This window comes from Trichocoleus sp. DQ-A3, from assembly GCF_039961975.1.
Lineage (GTDB): Bacteria > Cyanobacteriota > Cyanobacteriia > Cyanobacteriales > FACHB-T130 > FACHB-T130.
This window is the reverse complement of the sequence record NZ_JAMPKC010000005.1, coordinates 74,605-87,756: the sequence shown is the minus strand read 5'-3', so window position 1 is coordinate 87,756 and position 13,152 is coordinate 74,605. Positions and strand designations below refer to the sequence as shown.

Below are 13,152 nucleotides of genomic sequence, written 5' to 3'. Positions count from 1 at the left end.
CCTGTTGGGGTGCATCCGATTGGGTGTTTGCGGAAAAGTTGTCCATGAGTTTGCTGCTGTCCTGGCTACACCTGAGTGTAATAGCCAGCCTACTTTAGCAGCAGCAGGCTTAGGGAGGGATGCTAGGTGGATTATCCCTGCAAAAAAAGAGGATCGCGTGTTTACCTGTGAAGAGCGGAATATTAGGAGATCGTATGAGCCGATAAGCACCGTTTCATGGTGCTTCACTTTGAGGAATTCATCCGTCGGGGAACCAATCACTAAGTTTGCGATTACCCGCCTTCAAAAGTTATATTGATCTTCACCCCGATTTTCACCCCTATAGTTAGGCGATCGCTACATATCCCTATAAATAGGTCTAATATATTTTGATGGCTAAATCCCATGACAACTTATGTTGCACCTGTTAATGTAAATAAACGTATCAAAAAGTTCGGATTCGTAACGTCCTATGAACTGCTGCCCCGCCGCCTCAGATTTGCAACCACCTCAGCCCTACCGGGGTCAAGCCGCTGCCCCTCATTTACAAAAACTGACCGTGTTTTGCGACTTTGACGGCCCACTTGTGGACGTTTCCCACCGCTATTACAGTACCTATCAGCTAGGACTCGCTGATACTCAGGAGATATATCAGGAGCAAGGAGAAATCCTGCATCTTCAGGTATTGACTAAAGAGCAATTCTGGCAAATGAAGCAAGATCGTGTCCCAGATGTGGAAATTGCGATGCGATCGGGCTTACAGGGTGAGCAAATTAATGTATTTTTGCAGCGTGTCGTCAGCATCGTCAATCAACCGGCGCTGTTACAGAAAGACAAAATGCAGCCAGGAGTGAACTGGGCGCTAGCATTGCTACATTCTCAAGGCATCAAGCTGGTGTTAGTGACGTTGCGATGTCAATCCCAAGCTCTGCAAATCCTGCAAAATCACGGTTTGGCTCGTTTGTTTAGTGGCATTTATGGGACTCAAGACAGCCATGCCGCCTATCAAAACTACGCTGAAGTGAAAACGCAACTTCTCACTACAGCGATCGCAGAACATTGTTCGCCTTGGCAAACTGCCGATGATTGTTGGATGGTCGGGGATACGGAAGCAGACATTTTAGCAGGACAAGCGCTTTCGATTCCCACCATCGCGCTGACTTGTGGCATTCGTAGCCCCCAAAGGTTGCGACAGTTCCAACCAACCCGCATTCATAGCGATTTACTTTCTGTTGCTCATTACCTGCTGGGAGTGAGTCATCACTCATTGGTCAATCGTCAATAGTCCTCACTCAATACTCAGAAGACTGAGTATTGACGATTGGCTAGAAACTACTTAGAAGACTGCCCTAACAGGTTTATCTGCTGCCACCAGCGATTTAGAGGATAGTAAACAACGGGTGCCCAAAGGCTGCTCAGGATGGCACTGGAGAGGGCAATGCGCTGGTGATATGTCCAAATTGCGGTCAGATCGCGATCGCCTTGGAGCGTGAACTGAAGGGCACTCACCGTCTCCCCCACAACCGCCATCCCAAAAACAATTAACGCCACCGAAATAAAATCTTCCTCAATATACCGCTGCTTTTGAATCCGAGCGGTCAACATTCCTACCAATGCTAAGCTAAGGGCATGACTGGGATCGGGAGATGTCATTCCATCTTGGATCAGTCCCAACACCAACCCGGCGATCGCACCCTGCAACACCGATCGCTTCAAACTCCAGGCAACCACCCAAATTAACAACCAGTTGGGGCCAATTCCCAACAATTCCATTCCTGGTAGGCGCAGTGGTAAGACCAATAAGCACAACAGGACAGAACCAATGGTTACTGCCCAGTTAAGCATTTGACGAGGCCAAGGTGACAAGTCAGATACATTGATCATGGGTCATGGGTCATGGGTCATCCGTGATTAGTCCTTAGTCCATCGTCTGTGGTTAATGACTAATCACTATTTACTATTGCTATTTCCTAATGACAGCTAACCGCTCATTCCTCATTTCGGGTACACAACCACCCATTCCAAGGAACTCATCGGTGCTGTCAACTCAATCACAGCTTCAGGAGCTGGAGTTTTGTCCAAATTTACAGATTCTATTCGCCCTATCGGCAACCCTGACGGAAAAAGTTTACTGACAGATGATGTTGCCACGACATCGCCCCGACGGACATCAGGAACTTTATCAAAAAACTGCATCACTGCTCGGTTAGAACCTTGTCCTCGAAGATAGCCCATATAACGGCTGCGGCTAATTGCAACCCCTACCCGGCTGCTGGGATCGCTGACCAGTAAGACCCGGCTGCTATGGGGAGTCACGTTGGTTACGCGACCGACCAAGCCACCCGTACCCATCACGATGAAATCTGCTTTGATACCGTCTTGACTTCCTCGACCGAGGGTTATCTGTTGCCACCAATGATCGGCGCTACGTCCCACAATCGGAGCGACTATCCCTGGCTGTTTTTTCTGTTTAACATAACCCAACAGCTCTTGTAACTTCTGATTTTGGCTTTCGAGTTCAACTAACCGCTCCTGTAGTTCCAGAACGCGGGCATTCTCGATGCGCTCTTGTGACGTGGGTTCCCCTTGAAAAGGACGGGTGAGCAACTGGTAAGTCTCATAAAGAGCAGCTCCCTGAGTCTCCCGAATCGCCCACGCACTTCCAATCGTTAGCCCAGCCAATATAACTTGTATTCCGTGCCGAACCCACCAGCGACGCAGTGTAAACATTTAGGTATCAGGGATTCGTCTTGAGTCCTTTAGTTTTTAGTCCTTGTCCCTAGTCTCTAGCCTTAGCCTTTAGTTCATCGTCTACTGCCGATGACTAATGACTAATGACTAACGACTAATGACTGCTACATCTGGCGCGATCGCCCGCTGAACACCCGCTCTAGCTGTTTGAAATTCTCCAACACCCGCCCGGTTCCTAGCACCACACACGAGAGCGGATCTGCCGCTACGTGGGTGACAATGCCAGTTTCGTGGCTGATGAGCGTGTCCAGCCCCTTTAACAAAGCACCACCGCCAGCCAGCATGATGCCCCGGTCGATAATATCGGCTGCGAGTTCGGGAGGCGTGCGCTCTAAGGTTCGCTTCACCGCATCCACAATTACTGAAAGCGGTTCAGACATACTTTCCCGAATTTCCGGTCCCTTGATGGTGACAGTGCGCGGCAAGCCAGAGAGCAGGTGCAAGCCTCGCACTTCCATGATGGCTTCTTCATCAAAACTGGTGGGGTAGGCAGAACCAATCTGAATCTTGATTTCTTCAGACGTGCGTTCCCCAATCACCAAGTTATGGACTTTTTTCATGTACTGCATGATGGCTTCCGAAAGCTCATCCCCAGCCACGCGCACCGATTCACTTAAAACCGTTCCTTGTAAAGAAAGCACGGCAACTTCTGTGGTGCCGCCACCAATATCAATGATCATGTTGCCCGTAGGCTCAGCCACGGGTAGTCCAGCGCCAATGGCAGCAGCGACCGGCTCATCTATCAAGTACACATCCCTGGCACCTGCCTGAGATGCTGCTTCCATAACGGCTCGTCGTTCTACGCCAGTGACACCCGAAGGAATGCCAATGACAACACGAGGTGAAACTAAGGCTCTTCCCTCATGTACTCGCTGAATAAAATGCTTAAGCATTAGCTCAGCGACATCGAAATCTGCAATGACACCATCGCGCAGGGGGCGCAGGGCCACCACATTGCCGGGAGTTCTTCCCAACATTTTTTTGGCATCTTCGCCCACGGCTAGCGGGGTTTTTGTGTCCATATCCATAGCAACCACAGAGGGTTCTTGGAGAACAATACCTTTGCCGGACACATAAACCAGGGTGTTAGCAGTGCCCAGGTCGATACCCATGTCCCGGGATAAGGAAAAGCGACTGAAAAGACCCACTCGTTTCTACGCCCCCAAAATGAAATGCTGTTGTGTGAGATGGAATTCTAACGGAAATGGAACCGAGGTGGATTCTATTACGTTTTCTATCCAGAGTCTAGTCAGGTAGACGAATTTATCCAGTGAAAACGCCTCAAGGCCATTTCCAAGCATCATTCTGGTAGTTGAAGAGCAAATCAGGATAAAGTTGACTTGAGCCTACTATCTAAATTCGTTAAAGTATATTCACTGTAGTTCAGTACATTTGTACTAATCAATTTTATGAGCCTGAATGTTGTGAACTTGGTAGGTCGTGTGGGTACAGAGCCTGATGTCAAGTATTTCGAGTCAGGTAAAATTAAGTGCAATCTGACGCTGGCAGTGGATCGTCGAACTCGCAATAGCGACCAGCCTGACTGGTTTAACCTGGAACTGTGGGGGAAGACAGCGGAAGTGGCTGCGAACTATGTGAGAAAGGGCAGTTTGATAGGGGTACAAGGCTCCTTGAAAATAGAGACTTGGAGCGATAATAAGGCATCTAACCGATCTAAACCTGTTATTAAGGTGGATCGCCTAGATTTACTCGGTTCTAAACAGGATACAGACCCCAGTGCAGTAAATGGCTATAACGACACCGAATTTTAATTCGTTGCTAATTTTTAGCTGTTAACGACAAGCCATCAGTCCCCAGAGAACTGATGGCTAATGATTGTATTTGGGCGGGAAAGACGAAGAATCCCCAAATCTTTAACGTCCAAATCTTTAACGACAGTCTACCTCTTGGTGATTTGCACCGAGCCGCTGCTAGACGAGTTCAGATCGCCAAAACCAGGGATATTCGTAATCAGGTTTTTGCCGTCCATCGTGACGCTACCCGATACGTCCGCAGTCCGATAAGAGCCAACATAGCGAGAGTGCGACATACCGCCCATCCACTGATAGTGAGAACTGCTGTGACCCCGGAATGTCTCGCCTGTTCCCGTCCAATTTAGCGCTACGTCAACCGTTTTGGCAGTCGTTGAGTCGGGATTCTCTGACGAATATTCGTCAACTTTGAAGGTGCCTTTCAAACTAGCTGAGCTGAGCTGGTTATTGGCGGTGAAGGTGACATTTGGAGCGTAACCGTAACCATAGGAATACTTGCCGGTACACCAATTCGAGTTCCAATAAGAGACGTTGGCTCCCTTCTCCGAAGTCGGTGCTCCTGGTGCGCTACGGCTGACGTTATCGGCAGCCCAAACACTGACACCGCTTGAGCTACAGTCGTCAGATTGGTAAAAAGAGGCGGAAGCGTTTTGCCCTTTGACCTGGAATTTCTCTGTAGTGGCAGCCATTGCTGGAAGGCTAAAGCTCAAAATAGTTAATAAAGCGCCAGAAATTGCCCGTTTCATCGGTTTGTCTCTTCCCTATTGCTATTTACGTAATCTTGTTAACTCTTCAGAACTGATTGGAGCTAATTAGGTTCCCAGCTAAGCAATTTTCCCAAGTTGTGGAAGAAGTTATCAGTTGATCTCATAACGGAATCTGTTGCCGTGCAGCGTCCGGCAGCAGTGGCGCTGCGATCGCTTCGTTCTTGGCATCAGCGGACTGCGAGTATCCGGCACAGCCGGTGAAAACAAAAATTAAGGGAAATAAAACTAAAAATTGGTTGAATTTATTCGTCAGTTAAGGGGTTGCGTCTTTTTACGAGCCAAAATAGGCAATACACACAGGAGAGTTAAAAAACTGAGCGCTAGTAGCAAGGGCAAGCGATCGCCTCCCTGCAAAGCTTGCTCACCCGTAACCCCCACCCAAGCGTAAGCCAGCGTCCCTGGAATAATTCCGATAAACGTGCCAACTGAATAAGGTACCCAGCTGATAGGCGTGAGTCCCAACAAGAAATTAACCACCGTGAAGGGGGAGATTGGCGCAAAGCGGATCGCTAGCACAAAAGTCAGAGGCTGACGGGTCACGGCTTGATTGAACCGCATCAACGCTTGATGTTGACCAAATCGGCGTTCCGCCCAGTCGCGCAGCAGGTAGCGAGACGCCAAAAATGCGCCAATTGCCCCCAGCGTTGCGCCGATGACCGACCAAAGGCTTCCCCAGACGAAACCAAAAACCGCACCAGCCGCAACAGGAAACATAATTCCAGGGATGCCGATGGCGCTGGACAGGGCAAAGACCAGGATAAACAGGCAGACTGCCCAGCTACCGAATCTTTCCAAGTGACTAACCAGGAAAGATTTATCCAACAAAAGTTTCAATGGGCTAAAGATACAGAGCAGGATGCAGATCGAGAGTGCGATCGCTATCCACAAGGGGGGACTTTTGAGCGTTCTGACCCACTGGCTGTAACGTTTCGGCATCGGGGAAGCACTTTGGTTGGTCTTATTTCTCATCCGATAAAATCCAGGCAAAATTTTATTTTGCGAACAAACTTTGCCTTGACTGAGAAGAGGGAGAATCCTACTTTTTTTGCTAGTTTCAAATCAGGGCACCCCCACAGCTAGAACCACATCCAGCCGTGCAACCATAGCAGTAAGATGCAGTTTGTATTTCTTCAATAATGTCTAAGCTGCCAGCTTCCAATATCTTGGCAACTGTCAGTTTTTCACCATTGCGGGTTTTCGCCGGTAAATTTTCCATCTGGTTAAAGTCGCAATCATAGACATTTCCCAGATAGTCAATTGAAAGTTCATCCCGACACATTAAATGTTCAAGGGTGCTGCCATTGAAATTTGACTCTAGGAAGTGTAAATAAGGCCTGATTAATTTTCTGTGCTCTAAATGAAACTTTGTTCGCCCAATTGGTAAATTTGTAATCGTGAACAAGCTGTTAAAAACAATGTTGAAATGCTCTTTTAGATAAGCCTTGTAATCTTGTTCCAGATTTACCTGATTGGGGGTTAAAGAAAAATTTTCTGTAGCTGGAACTGGAGGGTTGTATACCAGATCGAGGATTAAGTTAGGGTCAAGACCATACCCTTGCTGGTTCAAACATTGCAGTGCCTGAATTGAGTCGTTATAGACCCCAGAACCGCGCATTTTATCAACATTGTCTTCCAGATAGCATGGCAAGGAAGCAACAATTCTCGTTTGGTGTTTGGCACAGTATTCTGGAAGAGTCTCAAACCCTTTTTCAAAATAAATGGTGAGGTTAGACCGCACAATCACTTGTTTACCTGCATCCCGTGCCGCCTCTACCAGGGGTTTAAAACCATAGTTCATTTCCGGGGCACCCCCTGTCAAGTCAACAATCTTGATTTGGGGAAATCTATAGATTAGTTCAATCAGCTGATTACAAACTTCTGGGGTTAGTTCTTCAGTTCGTTTTGGCCCTGCTTCTACATGGCAGTGAGTACAGGCAAGGTTGCAGCGCTTCCCCAAATTGATTTGTAAAACGCTAATTTTACTTTTAGTTAAAGGGACACCAATTTTTTCTTTAAAAGGTGTTACGTTTGAACGAGTTGATTCGAGATTAATCATGAGATAGCCCTAAACAGGGAAAGATGGTTATCGAAGGTCAGGTTGGTCATAACAATGTCAGCAGTAAAAATTCCCTGCCTAAACGATTGTTTGCCTCATCTTGATGAATATCTTGTAGAACCCGGAGAAGGCATAAGCGGCACGCAGAAAATTAGTTGCCGTAACGGTGGCAGACAATTTATGGAGAACCTATCTAATAAATTAGTACGCGGACAACTCAATGTTGGATTGAGCAAGCCTAATTGCCGCTAATCTCCTAAAAGGAAGTGACAAAAACACTGTTTTATGTTAATAAATTTTTAAGTACAACTTTAAGCACTGCTGCTGTCGCAGTAGATGCTAGCATAAGTGCCAGGATTTTTTTGTTCTGATTTTTTCTGAAATACAGCGATACTCTGATAACTCATCGTCCTATCCTAATCATTGGCTGTAGCTCAGTACATTGACCCTCGGCAAGATGCGTCGGCTGTTGCCGAACTTGCCCAAAAGATAGAGGATGTAACCTGCATACTCTCGTGTGACTAAAATTACAGGGGTCAGGGATTAAGCTTAGATATTATTAAATCTTGGCAAGCTGAGTATCAGTTGAGAACAATCTTAGAAGTGGTATATAGCGGTTCTGACGCTTAGTGCAATGTACACACTCGTAACCCACCCCCAACGCCTCGACCTCCACGGGAGGGGAATATTGAACCCAGCCCCGGTCACGGGGCTGGGCTGGGGTCTTTCAAGGGTAGGTTTTTAAAAAGCGAGGTGTCGTTATAACCTCAGCTGAGTCGCTGCTTTTTCCTTGCGTTCGCTGTAGCGATCCGTCAGGTAGTCTACTTTATCTCGCAGTAGTAGCGTAAATTTGTAAAGTTCTTCCATTACGTCGATAACCCGATCGCGATAAGCGGAATCCTTCATCGTTCCGTCTTCGTTAAACTCGTTGTACGCTTTAGCAACGGAAGACTGATTGGGGATGGTAAACATCCGCATCCAGCGTCCCAAGATTCGCATAGTATTGACGGCATTAAACGACTGAGAACCACCGCTGACCTGCATGACTGCCAAAGTTCTACCTTGAGTCGGTCTTACTGCCCCTAAAGTTAGAGGAATCCAGTCGATTTGGTTTTTCAGAATGCCGGTAATATTCCCGTGCATCTCTGGACTAGACCAAACTTGACCCTCAGACCACAAGCTTAAATTCCGCAATTCTTGAACCTTCGGATGGTCAGCCTCTACGCTACCGTGAATCGGCAATTCACGCGGGTCAAAGAATTTGGTTTCTGCACCAAAACCTTCGATGATTCTGGCGGCTTCTTCTGCTAATAAACGGCTGTAAGAACGCTCTCTTAAAGAGCCATACAAGAATAAAATTCTGGGTGGATGCTCGAAAGTTGTCATGAGAAGGATAACTTTTGCTCAAGAACCTGCTGAATTGGTTGCTCTATCGGTGTTTGGTTTGTCATTGAAACCTTATCCAACAGGTGTCGCTTCTTCCTTTAGCGATTCGATGAGTTTAGTCACCCGTTCTTTTATCTGATCGCGCACTCTGGGGAAAATTTCAGGCTGTTCAGCCGGATCGTCAAGCTGCCAATCCTCAAATACTTCCCGAAGTACCCAATCTGTCGGCAGATTAACTCCACAACCGCACAGGGAAATTACCACATCAAAGTCTTCAGCCTTGAAGTCGCTAAGGGGTTTCGAGTGTTGATTGGTAATGTCAATGCCGATTTCTTTCATGGTAGCGATCGCTTCCGGTCTAACCTGAGAGGCTTCTAATCCAGAGCTAATCACTTCAATTTCTCCCTTACCCAGTGTTTTTGCAAAGCCTTCTGCCATTTGGGAACGGGCAGAATTTTTCTTGCAAACAAACATCACTCGTTTCATCAGGTTTTCTCCCTTACTTAATGTCCCGAAATCCGTTGGAAAGTTGGCTGTAAATCAACACGGCTAATTGCGCCCCTAAAATCGGTGCAACCCAATAAACCCAGTGGTGCTGCCAAATGCCGCCCACTAAAGCGGGGCCGAGCGATCGCGCTGGATTCATACTTGCTCCGGTAATTGGCCCCATAAACACCGCCTCCAGCCCCACCGTCAAGCCAATAGCCAACCCCGCAAAGCCAATCGGGGCGCGGCGATCGAGACCGGAACCAAAAATCACAAACATTAAAATGAAGGTGAGAACCGTTTCCAGCACCAGGGATTGCAGCCAATTCCCGTCTAGCGGCACAGTCGCACCCAAATTGCCAACACGCCCTAAAGCCATCCAGAGTAAAGCTGAGGCGGCAATTGCTCCTAAAGACTGCGCCAAGATGTAGGGCAATACTTGGCGTTTCGGGAAAAAGCCGCTTGTCCAGAAAGCCAGCGTTACGGCTGGGTTAAAGTGAGCGCCGCTAATGTGTCCCAAGGCGTAAATTAAAGCGGCAACAACTGCGCCAAACACAAAGCTGATGCCGAGATGAGTCACCGCCCCATCGCTAATTTGGTTTACCATCACGGCACCCGTACCGGCAAACACCAGGATGAATGTACCGACTCCCTCAGCGATCGCTTGTTGCTTGCACGATTGGAAAACTGAGTTCCAACGCGCTATCCGCGACACTGATTTCACGACCATCCCCAGCACCAAAGAATTTTCTGCAACTTATATTTCAAAAAAAATTGATGCATTAAGCATATTTCAAAAAAAATTGATGTGTCAAGCCTAGTCTTTACAGGGAAGCGCTGATAAGAGCGGGCTGAAGCGACTGTACTCTGCCAAATACTGCTCCAAAACAACAAATTGAGGCAGATTGAGGCTGTAGTAAATCCAGCGTCCTTCCTGTCGGGAGCAAACTAAAGCGGCTTCTTTGAGTGTTTTTAGGTGAAAGGAAAGTTTAGACTGAGTGACCCCCAACTGTTCGCAGAGTTCGCAGACGCAGCGCTCTTGTTCGCGGAGCAGCTCTAGCACTTGAATCCGTAGGGGGTCAGACAGGGCATGAAAGCCAGAAGAAACGGAAGGAGGTGCGATCGCAGGTAGTTTAGCCATCAAGTTTTATTGAAGAATCTCTTCAGCTATCCTATCCAAGCACCCAGCAAATTCGTCACTTAACAGCAACCGCCGCCCGTATAGTACCAGGTTGAATCAGTAATCAGGATGTCTTTTGGCATCAATGCACCAAGCTTTCCTGCTGTCTTATCGCACACCGCGGCTGGTAAACCCCGTGGAAGGATATGCCCGTTCGAGTCATCAAAAAACTCTTCGGTGCCGGTGTAAATCGCCGTTTTGCCAGTAAAAATACAAGCACCATCTTCAGGAATTGCCACTTTAAAAGAAACAGAATCCAAACTTTCTAATAGCAATGGTTCCTGCAACCCGTAGCTAGCGCAATCCAGCAGTCGGTAAGGACGCCGCGCTCGAATTTCTATCTGCCCAAATCCAGCATCAATAAGATGCTGAGTATATTGCTCGTAAGTTAAAGCACCTGACAGACACATTGCCCGTAACCGTTCATCCTGCCGCAGATGGGGTGGGATGGGACGAGTGGCGATCGGGTCGCTCATCAGTAGACGACCCCCTGGTTTTAACACCCGGAAGGCTTCTTGAAGCGCCCGATGCAGGTCAGCGGGTTCAAAGATATTAAATAGACAATTCTGCGCCACCACATCTACAGAGGCGTCTGGCACCGGCAGGGAGAAGGCATCCCCTTCCCGAATCTCCACAAAACTGGGGTCAAACCAGGAATTTTCTTGGGCAGCGATCGCTAAGTTCCGAGTCGCTGCCTCGCGCATCGCCGCCACTGGATCGACGGCAATCACCCCACCCGGACGGCGAGAAAAATAAGCAAATTGCAGCGCTTCCAAACCACCGCCAACGCCGACATATAGCACCGTCGGGTCATTAGCGAGTTCAGCGGCATGGACGGTAGTACCGCAACCGTAGTTCATCTCCTGCATCTGAGGCGAAATTTTTAGTCCTGGCAGTTGCAGGGGACTGCTTTGGACACAACAAAGTCCGACTTGTGGCGTCTGCGCTACTTCACTATAAAACTCAGCAGCAGTTTCGAGATAGCTCACTCAAATATTCTCCTAGATTGGCGTTGCGACTTTTTAGCAAATTGCTAAAAATACTCTGATTCCAATCTATAAGGCTATCAAATCCCTAATAAATGAGCATTGCCTGAAAAAGGACTCTCCCCAGCGCTACCAACTTTTCCCCTGGTCTGCTAAGGCGAAGTTAACATAGAGCCATAGGAATTTATACTGTGCTGGACTCAAAAGTGGAAACTGGTTCGCAAGAAAAGTGTTTGGAGCAAGATCGGCGTTGCGTCATCGTTTGCCAGTACCGTTCCTGTTTGGTAAATGGAAGCGCAGAGGTACTTGCCGCTTTTGAGAGTGCTGATATTCCCGGAGTCATAGTGACGGGGAGCGGTTGCCAGGGACAGTGCAGCTGTGGTCCTACAGTGCGAATTGTCCCGGAAGAAACTTGGTACTGCCGAGTTCAACCCAGCGATGTCCAGACGATCGTTGAACAACATTTACAAAAAGGGGAACCAATAGAAGCAAAGCTGAATCCCAGAATTCACATGAGAATCAGTTTTTGAAGTGATTTTCACTCCGATAACTGCCGCCGTGTCAAGTTTTCTCAGATGTAGGTTGGTTACTTGCTTAAATCAAGCAGTTTTTGTGGCAGTTTAACGACACGGCGATCGCGCATCCCTGTGATGTAGATCAAAAGCCGCTCGTTGTATTTCTAGGCTTTAATAGTTCAGTAGAACGCTGTATAAGGCTCATCAATATGCCTACTTATACCGGAATTTCCAGTGAAGCTTTTAGACATCCCCTCGACCGACAAGCCGAGCAAGCCTTACGCAGCGTGCCTGGATTTGATATGGTTGCCCGTAAATTTGTGGAATTTGCCTCTGAGCGTCCCCAGTTTGTCTACCACATGGGCAATAGCATTCAGGTCGGGCCGCGTCAGTATGCTAGCATCTATGGCATTTTCCGGGAATGCTTGCGCGATCTGGACGTTTACCCAGAACCAACGCTTTTCGTTTCCCAAGCGCCTTGGGTTAATGCCAGCGCCCTCGGACAAGAACGCCCTTATGTGATCCTGAACTCTGGACTTTTAGACCTGCTCAACGAAGCGGAACTTCGGGCAGTCATTGCACATGAATTAGGACATATTAAATGCGGTCACACGACCTTACGTCAGATGGCGGTTTGGGCTTTGCAAGCTGTCAATTTTATCGGGAACGCGACCTTTGGCTTCAGCACTTTGGTCAGTACCGGCTTGGTTTTGGCATTTATTGAATGGAGCCGTAAAGCCGAATTATCAGCAGATCGAGCCGCTTTCCTGGTGACAGACGACCTGAATCCGGTGATGCACTTAATGATGAAATTTGCTGGTGGCAGCGCCCGTTATGCCAATGAAGTAAATTTAGATGAATTTATTCGTCAATCGCAAAAATATCAGGAATTGGACGAAGACGGGTTGAATCAAGTCTACAAGTTCTTACTTTACAATAACTTTACTCAAGGTTGGTTTACGACCCATCCCTTTACGGTCGATCGCCTTCACCATTTGCAGGAGTGGGCAAACTCAGAGGAATATCGTCAGATTCGCCGGGGCAATTACCAACGTTCCCCTGTACAGGGCGCGGTGAATGTCCCATCAGAAACAGCCGTTAATGAGGTGGATGCGCTACAGCGTCAAATTGAGGAATTGCAAGAACAAATTAACCGTCTCCGGTCTGAATCCGAAGATCCTTAGCGGTTGAGAGCAAGTTCCCCAAGCGTATGTATTTTCAAGGATTGCTATGGGCAGTCAAGTCAAGTACTATACACTGCAATTAGCATTGAC

At 47.8% G+C, this 13,152-nt stretch carries 17 protein-coding genes; 6 read left to right on the top strand and 11 right to left on the bottom strand.

The genetic code is table 11. The features are described 5' to 3' along the window. The first annotated feature begins 451 nt into the window (after nt 1-451). Entirely contained in the window at nt 452-1,264 is an 813-nt protein-coding gene (locus NDI44_RS11320) for an HAD family hydrolase (protein WP_190414889.1), read from the top strand. 47 nt (nt 1,265-1,311) lie between these two features. Here the strand turns inward: NDI44_RS11320 and mreD are convergent, their stop codons facing one another. The 3 genes from mreD to NDI44_RS11305 all read right to left on the bottom strand — a co-directional run bounded on the left by mreD (nt 1,312) and on the right by NDI44_RS11305 (nt 3,842). Next, a complete protein-coding gene (gene mreD / locus NDI44_RS11315; protein ID WP_190414888.1) occupies nt 1,312-1,863 on the bottom strand; it encodes a rod shape-determining protein MreD in 552 nt (183 codons plus the stop codon). Between the two features lie 111 nt (nt 1,864-1,974). Then, entirely contained in the window at nt 1,975-2,709 is a 735-nt protein-coding gene (gene mreC, locus NDI44_RS11310) for a rod shape-determining protein MreC (protein WP_190414887.1), read from the bottom strand. A 125-nt stretch (nt 2,710-2,834) separates the two neighbouring features. Beyond that, on the bottom strand, nt 2,835-3,842 hold the full coding sequence (locus tag NDI44_RS11305; protein WP_190414886.1) for a rod shape-determining protein: 1,008 nt from the start codon (nt 3,840-3,842) through the stop codon (nt 2,835-2,837). Nucleotides 3,843-4,139: 297 nt separating this feature from the next. Here NDI44_RS11305 and NDI44_RS11300 point away from each other — a divergent pair, with 297 nt between their 5' ends. Continuing rightward, nucleotides 4,140-4,502 carry a single-stranded DNA-binding protein gene (locus NDI44_RS11300; protein WP_190414885.1) on the top strand — a complete coding sequence of 121 codons (363 nt, stop codon included), beginning with the start codon at nt 4,140-4,142 and terminating at the stop codon, nt 4,500-4,502. Between the two features lie 128 nt (nt 4,503-4,630). Here NDI44_RS11300 and NDI44_RS11295 read toward each other — a convergent pair whose 3' ends face one another. Continuing rightward, on the bottom strand, nt 4,631-5,248 hold the full coding sequence (locus NDI44_RS11295) for a hypothetical protein (protein ID WP_190414884.1): 618 nt from the start codon (nt 5,246-5,248) through the stop codon (nt 4,631-4,633). Between the two features lie 96 nt (nt 5,249-5,344). Here NDI44_RS11295 and NDI44_RS11290 point away from each other — a divergent pair, with 96 nt between their 5' ends. After that, entirely contained in the window at nt 5,345-5,470 is a 126-nt protein-coding gene (locus NDI44_RS11290) for a hypothetical protein (protein ID WP_277877652.1), read from the top strand. Nucleotides 5,471-5,518: 48 nt separating this feature from the next. Here NDI44_RS11290 and NDI44_RS11285 read toward each other — a convergent pair whose 3' ends face one another. Further along, nucleotides 5,519-6,238 (bottom strand): TVP38/TMEM64 family protein, encoded by a 720-nt coding sequence (locus NDI44_RS11285; protein ID WP_242037155.1) that lies wholly within the window; start codon nt 6,236-6,238, stop codon nt 5,519-5,521. 85 nt (nt 6,239-6,323) lie between these two features. Continuing rightward, a complete protein-coding gene (gene arsS, locus NDI44_RS11280) occupies nt 6,324-7,325 on the bottom strand; it encodes an arsenosugar biosynthesis radical SAM (seleno)protein ArsS (protein WP_190414883.1) in 1,002 nt (333 codons plus the stop codon). A 54-nt stretch (nt 7,326-7,379) separates the two neighbouring features. Between arsS and NDI44_RS11275 the strand changes: the two genes are divergently transcribed. Continuing rightward, nucleotides 7,380-7,577 (top strand): hypothetical protein, encoded by a 198-nt coding sequence (locus tag NDI44_RS11275; RefSeq protein ID WP_190414882.1) that lies wholly within the window; start codon nt 7,380-7,382, stop codon nt 7,575-7,577. A gap of 507 nt (nt 7,578-8,084) precedes the next feature. Here NDI44_RS11275 and arsH read toward each other — a convergent pair. From arsH to arsM, 5 genes are all read right to left on the bottom strand, one after another. Further along, nucleotides 8,085-8,711, bottom strand: coding sequence for an arsenical resistance protein ArsH (gene arsH, locus NDI44_RS11270; RefSeq protein ID WP_190414881.1), 627 nt, complete (start codon nt 8,709-8,711; stop codon nt 8,085-8,087). Between the two features lie 72 nt (nt 8,712-8,783). Next, on the bottom strand, nt 8,784-9,197 hold the full coding sequence (gene arsC, locus NDI44_RS11265; RefSeq protein WP_190414880.1) for an arsenate reductase, glutathione/glutaredoxin type: 414 nt from the start codon (nt 9,195-9,197) through the stop codon (nt 8,784-8,786). A 13-nt stretch (nt 9,198-9,210) separates the two neighbouring features. Then, nucleotides 9,211-9,927, bottom strand: coding sequence for an MIP/aquaporin family protein (locus NDI44_RS11260; RefSeq protein ID WP_190414879.1), 717 nt, complete (start codon nt 9,925-9,927; stop codon nt 9,211-9,213). A gap of 87 nt (nt 9,928-10,014) precedes the next feature. Further along, on the bottom strand, nt 10,015-10,338 hold the full coding sequence (locus NDI44_RS11255; RefSeq protein WP_190414878.1) for a metalloregulator ArsR/SmtB family transcription factor: 324 nt from the start codon (nt 10,336-10,338) through the stop codon (nt 10,015-10,017). A 59-nt stretch (nt 10,339-10,397) separates the two neighbouring features. Further along, on the bottom strand, nt 10,398-11,366 hold the full coding sequence (gene arsM / locus NDI44_RS11250; protein ID WP_190414877.1) for an arsenosugar biosynthesis arsenite methyltransferase ArsM: 969 nt from the start codon (nt 11,364-11,366) through the stop codon (nt 10,398-10,400). 191 nt (nt 11,367-11,557) lie between these two features. Between arsM and NDI44_RS11245 the strand changes: the two genes are divergently transcribed. After that, nucleotides 11,558-11,893, top strand: a complete 336-nt coding sequence (locus tag NDI44_RS11245; protein ID WP_242029147.1) for a (2Fe-2S) ferredoxin domain-containing protein — start codon at nt 11,558-11,560, stop codon at nt 11,891-11,893. A 194-nt stretch (nt 11,894-12,087) separates the two neighbouring features. Continuing rightward, nucleotides 12,088-13,062, top strand: coding sequence for a M48 family metallopeptidase (locus tag NDI44_RS11240; RefSeq protein ID WP_190415030.1), 975 nt, complete (start codon nt 12,088-12,090; stop codon nt 13,060-13,062). Nucleotides 13,063-13,152: the final 90 nt, after the last annotated feature.

Excerpts from the sequence above, each read along its gene's own strand:
- NDI44_RS11320 (WP_190414889.1), top strand. The coding sequence starts at position 452 with ATGAACTGCTGCCCCGCCGCCTCAGATTTGCAACCACCTCAGCCCTAC.
- mreD (WP_190414888.1), bottom strand. The coding sequence starts at position 1,863 with ATGATCAATGTATCTGACTTGTCACCTTGGCCTCGTCAAATGCTTAAC.
- mreC (WP_190414887.1), bottom strand. The coding sequence starts at position 2,709 with ATGTTTACACTGCGTCGCTGGTGGGTTCGGCACGGAATACAAGTTATA.
- NDI44_RS11305 (WP_190414886.1), bottom strand. The coding sequence starts at position 3,842 with ATGGGTATCGACCTGGGCACTGCTAACACCCTGGTTTATGTGTCCGGC.
- NDI44_RS11300 (WP_190414885.1), top strand. The coding sequence starts at position 4,140 with ATGAGCCTGAATGTTGTGAACTTGGTAGGTCGTGTGGGTACAGAGCCT.
- NDI44_RS11295 (WP_190414884.1), bottom strand. The coding sequence starts at position 5,248 with ATGAAACGGGCAATTTCTGGCGCTTTATTAACTATTTTGAGCTTTAGC.
- NDI44_RS11285 (WP_242037155.1), bottom strand. The coding sequence starts at position 6,238 with ATGAGAAATAAGACCAACCAAAGTGCTTCCCCGATGCCGAAACGTTAC.
- arsS (WP_190414883.1), bottom strand. The coding sequence starts at position 7,325 with ATGATTAATCTCGAATCAACTCGTTCAAACGTAACACCTTTTAAAGAA.
- NDI44_RS11275 (WP_190414882.1), top strand. The coding sequence starts at position 7,380 with ATGTCAGCAGTAAAAATTCCCTGCCTAAACGATTGTTTGCCTCATCTT.
- arsH (WP_190414881.1), bottom strand. The coding sequence starts at position 8,711 with ATGACAACTTTCGAGCATCCACCCAGAATTTTATTCTTGTATGGCTCT.
- arsC (WP_190414880.1), bottom strand. The coding sequence starts at position 9,197 with ATGAAACGAGTGATGTTTGTTTGCAAGAAAAATTCTGCCCGTTCCCAA.
- NDI44_RS11260 (WP_190414879.1), bottom strand. The coding sequence starts at position 9,927 with ATGGTCGTGAAATCAGTGTCGCGGATAGCGCGTTGGAACTCAGTTTTC.
- NDI44_RS11255 (WP_190414878.1), bottom strand. The coding sequence starts at position 10,338 with ATGGCTAAACTACCTGCGATCGCACCTCCTTCCGTTTCTTCTGGCTTT.
- NDI44_RS11240 (WP_190415030.1), top strand. The coding sequence starts at position 12,088 with ATGCCTACTTATACCGGAATTTCCAGTGAAGCTTTTAGACATCCCCTC.